Genomic DNA, 14,924 nt, shown 5'->3' on the forward strand with positions numbered 1-14,924 from the left:
TCAACTATTCTTCATTAGTATACCAAAAAGCGCGACACAGGGTCAGAGCAACTGTCCCAAAACAGGAGGATAGGCCCTTAAATTATTATTCCCACACCTTGAAATGACATGGACGGGTAACCTAGCAATTTTCGTTTGCCTGTTCATTTTCTCCACTGTACCGACACCTGGCGAGACAAATACACAAGAACGAAAACCTGCTTACAGTATGAGAACGATGCGAAATAAATTCTAAATATGCTTAGTCGGACCAGTTTCCATTTGGTCCGACTAAGCATATTATTTAGGAAAAATTCCCATTTGATCCATTTTAACCGCACGGGTAGCAGCAAATGTTTTAATATATTTATCTATCATCCGCTCCCCGCCGAAATCATCCTCATAAAAACCAGTAACAGCAAACCCGGCATCAATTTGACCTTGAATTTGATCCTCTAGTGTATGGGCAAACTCAATTGTTTCCTCTCTCTTTAGAAACTCTTCAAGCGCCTCTCCCCCTAGATGGTCAAGTGTGGAAGAAGGAATCGGATGTCGTACATCAAGATTTCCCTTTTTCTCCTGTTCATCATCAAAAATCCATAATAGTGGATTAGTGAATCCAGCTATGAGTACACCTCTCTGCTTCAACACCCCTGCAATCTCTTGCCAAACCGGCCGTGGATTTTCGATAAATAAATTTGACACTGGATGAACAACAATATCAAATGACTCCTTTTTAAAATGACTAAGATCCGCCATATCTCCTTGCACCACTTTTAAGTTTAAACATTCGCGTCTTGCAACCTTTTCATCCTGCTCCAGTTGCTTCTTAGAAATATCCATGACGGTTACATCTGCACCTGCAGCGGCTAGAATTGGAGCTTGTTGTCCGCCGCCTGCTGCAAGACAAAGAATTTTTAAACCGTGAATTGACGCAGGAAACCAATTCCGCGGCACTGACTTTTCTGACCCCATGTCCCAATTTTGTTATACTAGAAACAGTAGTTATAAAGTAAAGGAGTTATGGTTAATGAAGAAGTTTATTAATGCAACGATTTACGGGAACCCTGATTCCCATGAAATTTTAGTAGAAAACAATCAATTTAAAGTAATCGGCAATGATCTCGGTGACGCAGATGAAGTCATCGATTTAGGAGGTCGTCTTGTTCTGCCTCCATATGTTGATCCACATCTCCATTTAGATTACATTTTCTCCGGTCTTGGTGAAGGAAATGCAAACATATCAGGTACGTTGTTCGAAGGGATTCAGCGCTGGAGTGATAATAAGAAAACTTTGACTGAAGAATTGGTTCGGGAGCGTGCCATGAAAGGGATTCAGAAGGAAGTAAGCAAAGGAGTACAATTCATCCGAACGCACGTTGACATTACTGATCCGAACCTCACAGGAATGAAGGCATTAATCAAACTTCGCGAAGAACTAAAAAGTATCGTAACCCTACAGCTTGTCGCCTTCCCCCAAGAAGGATTCTTCCGCTACAAAGGGGCTGAGGAATTAATGGAAAAAGCACTCGAAATGGGTGCAGATGCCGCAGGAGGCATCCCCCACTTTGAGATATCCTATGAACATGGGGTAGAGTCCTTAAGACGAATTGTTGATCTTGCCATTAAATATGATGTAATGATCGACATCCACTGTGACGAGAATGATGACCCGAACAGCCGCTTTCTAGAGGTCCTGAATGCCCTTGTCACGGAAAAAGAGTACGGCGAATACACAACCGCAAGCCACACGACAAGTTTTGCTTCGGTAGAAAATAGTTATGCGAATAAAATGATGGGTCTTTTTAAAGAATCAAAAATTAATTTCATTTCATGCCCAACGGAAAACGCTCATCTTCAAGGACGCGGGGATACATATCCGAAACGCCGCGGTTTAACCCGTGTGAAAGAATTGCTCGCGAATGGAAATAATGTCGCATTTGCTCAGGATTCAATTGCTGACTACTGGTACCCTTTAGGTAATGGAAACATGATGAATATTTTGGATAACGGAATCCACCTTGCCCACTACACCCACATTGATGAGATCAACAAAGCATTTGACCTGATTACGTATAACGGTGCAAACATTATGCGGGTAAATGAAGAATATGGAATTGAAGCCGGAAAACCAGCCAACTTCATCGTGCTTGATGCAACAGATGCTTATGAAGCCATCCGAGAGCGCGCAGAAGTGCTTGCTTCTGTTAGAAATGGTGAATACCTGTTTAAGCGTGCTCCGAGAGTGAATGAAATTGAAATTGACTTTTTAAAAGAACTATAAAGTAAAACTAACCTTTAGTGGACGTTTTCTTTCATCCCACACTGGTGGTTAATTGAACGAATCGGACTGTTACTAGATGTTGAATCTCCCACTTCAAGAAATGAAAGAAACTTTTTATTACTAAGTGGGAGGGCCAACAGCCAGTTACACTGCGATAAAATATTAAAAAACTCCCCTTCTACCATACATCTGAAGGGGAGTTTTCTATAATTATTTATGTCTATCGGATATTCACAAATTCCAGTCCGAACATTTTCGCTAAATCTTCTATTTGCTTAGCCGTAACCGCAAAGGATAGAACCGTATGATGACCTCCACCATATTCAACCCATTTTTCCACGCCATGCTGGAATCCGGATTTGATCGTCATCATTTGACGAGCGACCGGAAGATGTGGAGCAGGCTCTTGCGGGATACTTCCTTCCACTTCGTACATGACCATCCGGAAATAATCACCGAAATCAGAAATTGTCAAGTTCACACCTTCTCCTTCCACACCATCGAATACTAAGCGTGCAGGATCTTCCTTATCACCAATCCCTAGCGGGTGAACCTCCACACGTGGTTTTGAGCTTGCTAATGTCGGATCGACTTCAAGCATATGCGAGCCCAGAATCGCTTCTTCACCTTTTACTAAGTTGTACGTATAATCTTCCATAAAACCTGTCAGCTTGTTATGAGCCATAATCTTAATTAAACGGTCAAGTGCTGCTGTTTTCCAGTCACCTTCACCGGCAAAACCATACCCAGCTTCATTTAGACGCTGTACAGCCATACCAGGGAGTTGCTTCATGCCCCATAAATCCTCGAAGTTCGTCGTGAATGCAGTATAACCGCCACGCTCTAAAAATCTCTTCAATGCGATTTCAATTTTGATTTGTTCTTTCACTTGGTTTTCGAAAAATGCTGGATCATTTTCGCCAACAACAAGTTCATATTTCTCTTCACACTCTTTATATACTTCATCAATAGCCTCATCCGTCACTTCATTCATTTCAGCGACTAAGTCACCAATACCGAAGTAATCGACCGTCCAGCCGAATTGAATTTGCGCTTCAATCTTATCCCCGTCCGTAACAGCCACATTACGCATATTGTCACCAAATCTGGCAACTTTGATGTTGAAGCTTTCATTATAAGCAACCGCAACATCCATCCACTGTTTAATTTCCTTTTGAACATCTTCATCTTTCCAGTGGCCAACAACAATTTTATTGTTTTTCTTCAGACGGGCATTAATGTAACCATACTCTCTGTCCCCATGTGCACTTTGGTGCAGGTTCATATAGTCCATATCAATATCTTTCCACGGAATATTATTTGCTAATTGTGTGTTCAAATGAAGCAATGGCTTTTGCAGCAGTTTCGTCCCTCTGATCCAGTTTTTCGCTGGAGAGAATGTATGCATCCACGTAATAACACCAGCAACTTTATCATTATAGTTAATTTCCTTCATCACATCCGTGATACTATCAGAATCCGTAGCAACTGTTTTAAATACAATCGGATAAGGGAAATTACTCTTTTCATTTAATTCATTTATGATTGTTACCGCGTTTTCCTTAACCGCATTCAATGTTTCTTCCCCGTATAAAGGCTGACTTCCTACAACGAACCAAAATTCATATGGATTTATTTCCAACATAATAAAGACCTCCTTGAAGTTACGTATCTTAAGTTCCCCTGCTTCATTCACAAGGTTTGAATCTCTTTACAGGACTGTACTTTAATAGAAACTCTCTGTAAACCGCTTACATTTTTTATTGTATATCAATAATACGTATAAGTCAACAATAAAATAATTTGTACGTATAAAAATATAATAAGAAATTCCCTCCAACTAACAACAGTCTCAATAAAGCCAGCTATTACAGAGCATTTTTCACTTCATTATTTATACGAACAAAAATATTATAGTTGATTCGTCTGGACAATAATGATATTATCTATTTGTGAAAGCCTTTACTTCCAGCTGAAAGTAACCATAGAAAAGAGGAGGATACAGTAGTCATACGCAATTAATTCTTCATTTCATTATAGTTGTACTGATAAATAATTCCTTTTCTCTTTATTAGTACTCTTTGGTTTGTAAGCCTTTACTATTTTAAAAAAATATTTACAAGAAATGCTTTACACTTAGGGAGGGGATTTTAATGGTAAAAGAAAAAAAGATTTCTCATAAATTTATTTATTTCTTCGGAGCTTTTGGAGGAATACTATTCGGTTATGATATTGGAGTTATGACAGGAGCGCTTCCGTTCCTGCAGCAAGATTGGGGACTGCAGAATGCGGCAACGATTGGCTGGATTACTTCTTCGATTATGTTAGGTGCAATCTTCGGTGGTGCTCTCGCCGGGCAACTTTCGGACCGTTTCGGACGCCGGAAAATGATTCTAGCTTCTGCGGTTATCTTTGTGATTGGATCACTCCTGTCAGGAATTGCACCGCCTAATGGCGATATTTTCCTGATTCTCGTTCGTATCTTTCTTGGTCTAGCTGTTGGTGCAGCTTCTGCACTTGTTCCGGCCTATATGTCGGAGATGGCTCCAGCCAAGTTACGCGGGCGATTATCCGGGATAAACCAGACTATGATTGTTTCCGGTATGTTACTGTCTTATATTGTTGACTTTTTACTAAGTGGTTTGCCGACCACAATAGCGTGGCGCTCTATGCTTGCGATGGCAGCGGTACCAGCTATCATTCTGTTTCTTGGTGTATTAAAGTTACCGGAGTCCCCTCGTTTCCTTATTAAAAATAACAAGATCCGGGAAGCTCGTCAGGTCTTAAGCTATATTCGTCCAAATAAAGAAGCAATCGATGCTGAAATTAAAGAAATTCAAGAAAGCAGTAAGAAAGAAGATCAGAAAGTTTCTTGGGGTGCTTTATTAAATAGTAAATACCGCTATTTAGTCATTGCCGGTGTCGGTGTAGCAGCATTCCAGCAGTTCCAAGGTGCGAACGCGATATTCTATTATATCCCGTTAATTGTAGAATCAGCTACTGGACAAGCAGCAAGCTCTGCATTGCTGTGGCCGATTATCCAGGGTATCATCCTAGTAATAGGTTCCTTAGTTTTCCTTGTTATTGCAGATAAATTTAAACGCCGGACATTGCTGACCCTCGGGGGTACTGTAATGGGACTTTCCTTTATCTTCCCTGCAATCATCAATTCCATTGTTCCAGATGCGAATCCGATGATGATTGTTGTGTTCTTGAGTATTTATGTCGCGTTCTATTCCTTTACATGGGCACCTTTAACATGGGTAATTGTCGGAGAAATCTTCCCGCTGCTCATCCGCGGACGTGCATCCGGCTTAGCTTCATCCTTTAACTGGATCGGATCATTCCTCGTCGGATTGCTTTTCCCGATTATGACCGCATCGATGGCACAAGAAGCTGTATTCGCCATCTTTGGTATCATCTGTCTGCTCGGTGTTGCCTTTATCCGTATCCGTGTACCGGAAACTCGCGGCCGTACATTAGAAGAAATTGAGAAAATCGGTGAAATGAAAGGTTTGGCAAAGAACAATAAAACAGCCTAAAATGAAGAGAGAAACAGAATAATAGATTTGGAGGGACTTTTTATGAATCTAACGGAGACGTCCAAAGCGATTCAGCAAGGTGATGTATATCTCGGGATTGAATTAGGTTCTACTAGAATTAAAGCTGTCCTGATTGATGACGATTTCAATACGATTGCTGCTGGAAATTATGCTTGGGAAAACAAATTCGAAAATGGCATGTGGACTTATTCCCTTGAAGATGTTTGGAAAGGGATTCAAAGCAGTTATCTTCAAGTAGCCGCTGACGTAGAGAGCAGGTATCACACGAAGCTTGCAAGTATTCGTTCCATTGGGGTAAGTGCCATGATGCACGGCTACTTACCCTTCTCAAAAAATGATGAATTACTAACGCCTTTCCGTACATGGCGGAATAACACAACAGGACAGGCTGCGCATGACCTGACCGAACGATTCCAATTCAATATTCCGGAGCGCTGGAGTATTGCCCATCTTTATCAAGCAATCCTTGATGAAGAAGAGCATGTACGCGAAGTTGATTTCATTACAACACTTGCAGGTTATGTCCATTGGCAATTATCCGGAGAAAAAGTGTTAGGTGTAGGTGACGCTTCCGGAATGTTCCCGATTGACGATTCGGGAACTTATTCTGATAAGCATGTAAAGTTGTTTGAAAACCTGGAGAATGTCGCCCAGTATGACTGGAACCTCCTTGACATCCTGCCAAACGTACTACAAGCAGGTGACCAGGCCGGCACTTTGACGGAAGCAGGCGCCAAATTACTAGATATAAACGGAAACCTTCAAGCCGGCAGTATCATGGCCCCTCCTGAGGGGGATGCCGGCACCGGTATGGTTAGTACGAATAGTGTCCGCAAGCGAACTGGAAATATTTCTGTCGGGACTTCCGCCTTTTCCATGCTTGTCCTTGATAAGCCATTGCAGAAAGTATATAAAGACATCGATCTCGTGACGACACCAAATAACGAGCCGGTTGCAATGGTCCATACGAATAATTGCTCTTCCGATATTAATGCTTGGTCCAGCATCTTTAAAGAATTTGCTGAACGTCTTGGCATCAATCTTGATGAAGGCCGCTTATTCGAAATCCTGTTCCACTCCACAACGAGATCAGAACCGGATGCAGGCGGATTAATCAATTACAGTTATTTATCTGGAGAAAATATTACGAAGATGCCAGAAGGACGTCCGCTGTTCGTAAGAGATGTCAATAGTTCCTTTACGCTCGCAAACTTTTTCCTTATGCAGTTGTATGCAGCATTTGCTCCACTAAAAATTGGAATGGATATTTTAATTAATGAAGAAAAAATCGAGACAAATGTTCTAATCGCACAAGGCGGACTATTTAAAACACCTGTCATCGCACAGCAAGTTCTTTCCAATGCGCTGAATATCCCGATTACCGTGATGAAAACAGCAAGTGAAGGCGGCGCTTGGGGAATGGCAGTACTAGCAGCTTACGCGAAGCAAGGAAATAAAGAAATCAGTTTAGAAGATTTCCTTGACCAATACGTATTCACGGACCCGCAAAGCTCTACCTTAAGCCCAGAACCTGCAGGGGTAGAAGGTTACGAGCAGTTTATTACAAAATATAAAGCTGGACTGCCAGTTGAATCAGCTGCAATCGAGCATATATAAATAAGAATACCGGGCGAACTATATGCCCGGTTCTTTTCTATTCATCGTCACTCTATAAAAATCGGATGCATTTTTTCTGTCCCCTTACTCCCATTTTCCTTTTCTGGCTTGCCAATTCTGATTCTTATTAAAGAAAGTTCGTTACAGATACTTTTTTTATATGAATGAATTTCATAATTACCAAAGTCGGCTTTTCCATCACCATATATAGTTGGGAACGAACCAACTCAACTCATATGGTGATGGAAAAGCATTAAATACGTATTATGAAATTCATTAATATGTTAAATTTACCATAATATCGATTGCCTAAGTGGGTGAAAATTTCGACATTTCTCTATACAAAATAAAAAGTCCGAATGATGAAACCTCTCTTAGAGGAAGGTTTCATCATTCGGATTTAATTATCCCTTCTTTTCCTGAAGAGAATCATGAAGTCTCTTTAAGTCTAGAACCGAATCCCGTTCAATCAACTCCGGCTCATAAACTTTCGAACGGACTTCCTGTTTATTAATCATTTCAATCATCATTTTCCCTGCATCGAATCCCATCTTTTCCTGGGGATGACGAATCGTTGTCAGCCTTGGGTTCGTATAATTGGAAAACGGGTAATCATCCACGCCAATAATTGAAATATCTTCCGGGATTTTCAACCCAATCTCTTTTGCAAAATTCATAATTTGAATCGCCAGCTGGTCATTATAACAAACGATTGCCGTTGGAGCATATTTAGAACGTGTCAGCATCGTATGCAGCTTTTTAAATATGTTATTTATTTTTTCCTCTGTCTGATACATCATCATGTCACCCATATTCGAGATTTCCGGGTGATCCTGATAAGCCTTAATAAAGCCGTTCATCCGGTCAATCCCTTGCTTATCATCTACCTTAAAGATTCCGACAATCTGCTGATGCCCTTTGGAAATCAAATAATTGGTCGCCATCTCCCCTGTCCTAACATCATCCATCACTAAATAGGGAATATCGAGATTATCATACGTCGCATTGATCGACAACATCGGGATACCCATCGCTTTCATATTATCGTACATATTTTTATTCAGATTATTTCTCGCACTCTTTGTTGGCTCGATAATAAATCCTGATAATTGATTGGCTGTCAGATTCGTTAAACTTTTCCGCTCTTTCTCTGGATTGTTCTGCGTATCTGCAATGAGTATCGAGTAACCGTATGTCGAGATATAATTATCGATGCCGCTGATGATATTCGGGAAAATATAATCCGCTATATGGGTTGATATGAGTCCGATCGTCTTATTTTGAATCTGCTGCTTCGGTTTACTTTTCCAATCATTCACAAATATACCAGCACCTTGAATCCGGTAAACGAAATTATCCTTCTCCAGCTCATCAATGGCCCGGCGCACCGTGAAGCGACTTACCTCATATATTTCCATCAACTCTGATTCCGTCGGTAATTTATCACTTATCTGGTACGTACCAGATAAAATCTTCTCACTTATATCTATTTTTATTCGTTCATATTTTTTAACCATGGTGAGGTCCCCTTCTAGCCTATATCACTTTTATGTAAAAGTTTTAAAAATTTCATTTATATCATGACAAACTCATTATAACATAATGAAAAAACGCTGCCTTGAAGGAGCAATTGATACACGCTTCAAAACAGCAGCATTTTATTCAATCTCATTTACTTTTGCCCATAATAAGCATTTTTTCCATGTTTTCTTAAATAGTGTTTATCTAATAAATAGGAATCCATGTCGATCTGATGGGGGTTCAATTGTAATGTATGATACGTCATTTTGGATACTTCCTCCAGTACGACGGCATTATGAACCGCATCCTCTGCTGATTTCCCCCATGTAAATGGACCATGATCATTGACAAGAACTGCCGGTACTTCAGACGGATTAATTTGTCTTTCTTCAAAAGTCTCCACGATAACATCGCCTGTCTGCTTCTCGTAATCCTGAACTACTTCTGATTCCTTCATTTTTCTCGTAACCGGAACCGAGCCATAAAATGTATCTGCGTGGGTCGTGCCTGCAGCTGGTACATCTAGGCCGGCTTGCGCAAATGTCACCGCCCATGGTGAATGAGTATGAACGACACCTTGGATTTCCGGGAATTGTTTATATAATACAAGATGAGTTGCTGTGTCACTCGATGGATTCAAATCACCTTCAACAACATTCCCGTCCAAATCAAGAACAACCATTTGTTCCGGCATTAATTCCTCATAAGCTACACCACTCGGCTTAATGACGACAAGATGCTTTTCCCGATCAATTCCGCTGACATTTCCCCATGTGAACGTGACAAGATTATATTTCGGCAGTAACATATTCGCTTCATAGACCTCTTGTTTTAACTTTTCCAACATCGGCATTCATCCCCTTACAGAATTATTAACTCTCTTTAGTTTATACCACTTGTCCGTATAAGTCAAAGCGAATTGACTTTCATACGTATAACTGATACAATTATTTTGTAACCGTTTACTCAAACTAGAAAGTTGGTGCCCATGATGGTGACAATTACAAATGAAAGATTAAGCGCTCAAACAGACATCCCCTTAAAGAAATACACCGTAGACAATGGAAATGGTTACGCCTTTTCCTGTCTGAACATCGGTGCTACGTTGACGTCCCTAACGATGCCAGATAAAGACGGCAACATTCATAATGTTTTACTTGGTTTTAATGAACCGCAAGATTTTATAACAGACCAAACGTACTTCTTCGGAAAAGCCATCGGCAGAGTTGGCGGAAGAATTAAAGATGGAGCTTTCCAGTATAATAATGAACATATTCAACTGCCACAAAATGAAGGGAATAACACATTACATGGTGGCAACAATGGATTCCATAGCTTATGGTGGGACGTTTCCGCACTTGGGAATGGTATTATTTTTACAAAAACGATTCAATCCGAGACGGACGGATTCCCAGCTAAGCTCATTGCGTCCATTTCGTACACTTGGATTTCCGGAAACCAGTTACAAATTGAATTTACCGGTGAGAATCAATCCGAAATTGCGACTTTATTCAATCCAACCACCCATAATTACTTTAATTTAAACGATGATAAAACAGCAGGGCTGGGAGGTCATCAATTAAGCATCCGAGCGCGCAAGACGGTAGAGCTTGATGAAAACCAAATCCCGACTGGTAAACTACTAACTATTTCAGACACAGCTTACGACTTTAACAAGGAAAGTAATCTTTTAGAAAAACTGGAATCTGTCAAACAAACTGGTGCTTCTGGCTTTGATGACCCTTATAAGGTGACGGATTCAGAAGTTGCCGTATTAAGGAATTTAGATAACGGACGATGTATCCGCATTCATTCTGATCGAAATGGACTGGTTTTTTATTCTTTAAATGCGACGGAATCAAAAATAACTGTAAATGATGGACATGCCCTTTCCCCTCATATGGCTGTTGCGCTCGAGCCACAAACATTACCTGGTGCGGTACATCATCCGGATTTTGGAAATATTGTGCTTGATGCCGGTGACAAAAAGACATACCGGATTATTTATGAATTATCTGTGGACGAATGATTTGAATAGATAAACTAGAGTGGCTGGGAGCAAAAAGAAATTGCCCTTCCAGTCACTCATTTTATTTCCTCCCGTAATCCGCCTTAATCTCGCCCCACTTTTTCGTATCCCATTTCTTAATTTTATTTTCGTACGTATGGGTATGAAGCCATTCAAGCGCCCGGTCAATCAAATTCCAAATTTCTTCTGTTGATGCATCCCTTTTTAACGTTGTCGAAACCTTTTTTTCCCGTACCCATTTCATCGCATTGACCGAATCGGTATAAATTGTCTTCTCGCTGCCCTGTTTCTGCAAGAATGCGAGGGCATGCACAATTGCCAGGAATTCTCCTAAGTTATTCGTTCCCTTTTTAATCGGACCATAAGAAAAAACGACTTCTCCTGTACGCGTGTCTACCGCTTGATATTCAATCGGACCTGGATTTCCACGGGTACCGACGTCAACAGAAATACTGTCATAATCAATTTTTTCTTCAGGGGAATTTGCGGAAAGATTTCCCGCCGGCTTCTTGCGCTGCATGGCACTTGCATTTCCACCACTCCCCCAATTATTCTTCCAGCCCGCTTTATATGCCTTCTCTGCTTCCGCAAGACTAGGATATGATTTGAATTTTGCTTGTTTATAACCGCTCGTCTGTTTCTGGCAGTCTGCCCAGCTCGTATAAATACCAGGATTTCTGCCCTCCCAGACGACATAATATTTTTGCTTTGCCATTATTGTACGACTCCTTTTTTAGGTGCTTACACCAATTAACTAAGCACTTAATCTATCACGAGCTGCCCCTTTAAACAAGGCGAAAGCTGCAACAGATAAAATAATTCCTGAAATATACGGCAGTTCCATTGCAACCGAGTACAGAACTCCCCCAAGCACTGGGCCGATGATTCTTCCAAGAGAATCAACTGAAGATAAATAACCGGTCGTCTTCCCATAACCCGCACGTGATTTTTTCGTTAAGAGAGACGAAATACTCGGCCTAATCACACCATTCCCCACTCCGAATATCGCAAGGAAAATAGCTGCGGTGATGAAGTTCTGTGTAAATAGGATGAGCGCAAATCCAATCGCTGAAATGATAATCCCCGATTGAATAATCCGCACTTCGCCAAACTTTTTCGTCAATTTCCCCATATTCCCTTGAACCGCTGCACTCGCAAGGCCCATGATCATAAAAATATATCCTAGCTTCACTGCGTCAAGCCCGGCTTTAGCTGCTGCGAAATAAGCAAATGTCGCTTCCAGCCCTGCAAGGGATAGTGTAATGAAAAATTGCAAGAAGTAAAGAGTCGCAAACGGTCCCGCAATTGCTTTACGGAAGGGCTGTTTCTTGTCTGCACCCGCTTTTCCAGCTTCTGAATATTGCAAGGACTCTTTTAAGAAAAACATGACGAAAAGGAGTGTCAGAAACGATAAGGCTCCCGCTATGTAAAATGGTGCATGCAGATTGATATTTGTAAATACCCCGCCGATTGCAGGACCGAAAATAAATCCTAATCCTGTCGCAGCACCGATTATCCCCATTCCTTTACTGCGGTCTTCTTCCGTTGTGATGTCTGCAACGTACGCCATCACGGTCGGCATGTTTGCTGCTGACAATGCCCCGCCGATAACCCTGGCGACAAACAGCATCCATACTTGTGTAGATAGAGACATAAGGAAAAAGGATAGCGATAAGCCAAATATACCTACCATAATAACTGGTTTTCTGCCATACCTGTCCGATATCCTCCCCCACATCGGCGCAAAAAGAAATTGCATGAATGAATATACTGCCATTAATAATCCAAGTTCCGTAGGCGAGGCACCGAGGTCCTCCGCATAGAACGGGAGCACTGGAATGATGATTCCAAAGCCGACCATCACAAGGAACATGATCATAAAGAGAATTGGCAGCACTTTTTTTAGTTTCAAGTTTATACCACCTTTATTCATTAACCTTACTTTTCCACTGTATATGTTGAATTTAAGTTCTTCACTTCTGTAACAGTATAATTTATGCTAGTTTATTCTTCTCCTTAAAGGATGGAATTCACCTTATTTAGCTTCTTTTTTTATGCTAGGCCCCTTCTATGAGACAGTTTCACGGAGCTAGAGCTAATTTTGTCTAATAGGCCCCTCCTATGAGACAGTTTCACGGAGCTAGAGCTAATTTTGTCTGATAGGCCCCTCCTATGAGACAGTTTCACGGAGCTAGAGCTAATTTTGTCTGATAGGCCCCTCCTATGAGACAGTTTCACGGAGCTAGAGCTAATTTTGTCTGATAGGCTCCTCCTATGAGACAGTTTCACGGAGCTAGAGCAAATTTTGTCTAATAGGCCCCTCCTATGAGACAGTTTCACGGAGCTAGAGCAAATTTTGTCTGATAGGCTCCTCCTATGAGACAGTTTCACGGAGCTAGAGCAAATTTTGTCTAATAGGCCCCACTTATGAGACAATTTCACAGATTTAGACCTAATTTCGTCTAATAAAACTCTTATACGAGACAGTTTCACGGTTCTAAAGCTGATCTTGTCTAAGAGAACTCTTATATAAATCTATCGCTTTCATTATACGCTAATATAGAAAATATGGCAGGTGTGATGTCTTTTTTCGCAGTGAAAAAAGCAGGCTGTACCAAGGCAGCCTGCTTAGCTTTTCACTATTATTTTCCCTTAACAGGATATTTCCTCGCAATGAATAGCAAGATCACTCCAACCGCCATCATCGTAATCGCACTTGAAAAGAACGGCAGTCCCAACGTCTCTGCAGTCGCTCCAGAAACAAACGAACCGGCAACTGCACCAAAGGAAAAGAATGCATAAAAGATTCCATACGCTTTCCCGCGGTCCACTTTAGATGAAGCCTCTGCAACAATCTTGTTCATCGAAGGGAATACAAAAGCAAAACCGATGCCATAAACGACCATGAGTAGCATATTCAACCAATAAATGGACACGATATTCAGCATAATATGCACAGAACCAATAATCATGATTCCTGTAATGACAAGCGATAAGGAAGAAAGCCGGTCAAATATCCGGTTGATAGGCGTCAAGAAAACAATGAGTGCCACAATGCCATAGGTGCTTAACATCATTCCCGTTGTTTCCGAGGTAAGTCCCATATCGCTCACCTTTAAAGGCAAGGCAAATGCCAATGTTCCGTTACTGATCATCAAAGCAAACGCGGCAAGTGATGCTTGGAGAACTAACGGATGCTTCAGAAGCGGCATGAATTCACTTAAAGAAAACTTCCCCTTCTCCGTAGACACATAGGACTCCTCAATAAACTGATAAATTAAAAACGAACTGATGAAAAATAAAACCGCTACAAAGATGAATACATATTCAATTTGCGATCTTGCTGCCATCGCACCGCCAATTGCTGGACCTGCAATCGCCGCAATCCCGATAGCTGCACCTGTAAATGCCATTGATCTACCGCGAGTTTTTGACTTCGAGATGTCACCAACATACGCAAAAGCTGCCGGGATCAGCACCCCACCAGCAAGTCCGTGGAAGAAGCGAATAAAGAATAGCTGCCAACCGGACTGGGCAAGCGGATAAAAGATAAGGATGACTGCCGCAAAAAGCATCCCTGTTAAGAGCATTCTTTTTCTTCCATACCGGTCAATCCAATGCCCGCCGAAAATATTACCGATCATATTGGTCAGCGAATAAATAGCAACAATTGACCCGGCCAAAAGATGAGATGCTCCTAATTCCATCGCATACGGCGTAATAATCGGCAACTGGATAAATGTATCCAAGAATGATACAACGATAATAATAAATAAAATTCTACTCATACTATAACCTCTTCACAGATTTTTCTATCCATCATTATACCTGAATAGGGTGAAATATACAGTTGATAGGGGCTAACAGAAAACTTATTTCAGATAAATTGTTACAACCTTGTCAACTCCTATATAATTAAATGATACCCAAT

At 41.1% G+C, this 14,924-nt stretch carries 10 protein-coding genes and 1 pseudogene; 4 read left to right on the forward strand and 7 right to left on the reverse strand.

The window, feature by feature from the left end; all coding sequences use genetic code 11:
- Positions 1-279: 279 nt before the first annotated feature.
- Positions 280-948, reverse strand: a pseudogene (locus tag LZD48_RS16345) (class I SAM-dependent methyltransferase); the annotation flags it as partial.
- A gap of 61 nt (positions 949-1,009) precedes the next feature.
- Here LZD48_RS16345 and LZD48_RS16350 point away from each other — a divergent pair.
- A complete protein-coding gene (locus tag LZD48_RS16350) occupies positions 1,010-2,263 on the forward strand; it encodes an amidohydrolase family protein (protein ID WP_235763791.1) in 1,254 nt (417 codons plus the stop codon).
- A 220-nt stretch (positions 2,264-2,483) separates the two neighbouring features.
- On the opposite strand, the gene araA is transcribed toward LZD48_RS16350, so the two are convergent.
- Complete coding sequence (gene araA, locus LZD48_RS16355) at positions 2,484-3,908, reverse strand: L-arabinose isomerase (RefSeq protein WP_235763792.1); 1,425 nt, start codon at positions 3,906-3,908, stop codon at positions 2,484-2,486.
- 508 nt (positions 3,909-4,416) lie between these two features.
- Here araA and LZD48_RS16360 point away from each other — a divergent pair.
- Complete coding sequence (locus LZD48_RS16360) at positions 4,417-5,805, forward strand: sugar porter family MFS transporter (RefSeq protein WP_235763793.1); 1,389 nt, start codon at positions 4,417-4,419, stop codon at positions 5,803-5,805.
- A gap of 42 nt (positions 5,806-5,847) precedes the next feature.
- The gene (locus tag LZD48_RS16365; RefSeq protein WP_235763794.1) at positions 5,848-7,443 is read left to right on the forward strand and encodes a xylulokinase; all 1,596 of its coding nucleotides are present in this window, start codon (positions 5,848-5,850) and stop codon (positions 7,441-7,443) included.
- Between the two features lie 404 nt (positions 7,444-7,847).
- On the opposite strand, the gene LZD48_RS16370 is transcribed toward LZD48_RS16365, so the two are convergent.
- Both LZD48_RS16370 and LZD48_RS16375 read right to left on the reverse strand, forming a co-directional pair.
- Entirely contained in the window at positions 7,848-8,960 is a 1,113-nt protein-coding gene (locus LZD48_RS16370; RefSeq protein ID WP_235763795.1) for a GntR family transcriptional regulator, read from the reverse strand.
- 155 nt (positions 8,961-9,115) lie between these two features.
- Positions 9,116-9,811 (reverse strand): L-ribulose-5-phosphate 4-epimerase, encoded by a 696-nt coding sequence (locus LZD48_RS16375; protein ID WP_305082627.1) that lies wholly within the window; start codon positions 9,809-9,811, stop codon positions 9,116-9,118.
- Positions 9,812-9,952: 141 nt separating this feature from the next.
- Between LZD48_RS16375 and LZD48_RS16380 the strand changes: the two genes are divergently transcribed.
- Positions 9,953-10,993, forward strand: coding sequence for an aldose epimerase family protein (locus tag LZD48_RS16380; protein ID WP_235763796.1), 1,041 nt, complete (start codon positions 9,953-9,955; stop codon positions 10,991-10,993).
- Between the two features lie 61 nt (positions 10,994-11,054).
- Here the strand turns inward: LZD48_RS16380 and rnhA are convergent, their stop codons facing one another.
- From rnhA to LZD48_RS16395, 3 genes are all read right to left on the reverse strand, one after another.
- Positions 11,055-11,708, reverse strand: coding sequence for a ribonuclease H (gene rnhA, locus LZD48_RS16385; protein WP_235763797.1), 654 nt, complete (start codon positions 11,706-11,708; stop codon positions 11,055-11,057).
- A 39-nt stretch (positions 11,709-11,747) separates the two neighbouring features.
- A complete protein-coding gene (locus LZD48_RS16390; RefSeq protein ID WP_235763798.1) occupies positions 11,748-12,905 on the reverse strand; it encodes an MFS transporter in 1,158 nt (385 codons plus the stop codon).
- Positions 12,906-13,635: 730 nt separating this feature from the next.
- Entirely contained in the window at positions 13,636-14,781 is a 1,146-nt protein-coding gene (locus tag LZD48_RS16395; RefSeq protein WP_235763799.1) for an MFS transporter, read from the reverse strand.
- Between the last annotated feature and the right edge of the window lie 143 nt (positions 14,782-14,924).

The organism is Oceanobacillus alkalisoli (assembly GCF_021556485.1).
GTDB lineage: Bacteria > Bacillota > Bacilli > Bacillales > Amphibacillaceae > Oceanobacillus > Oceanobacillus alkalisoli.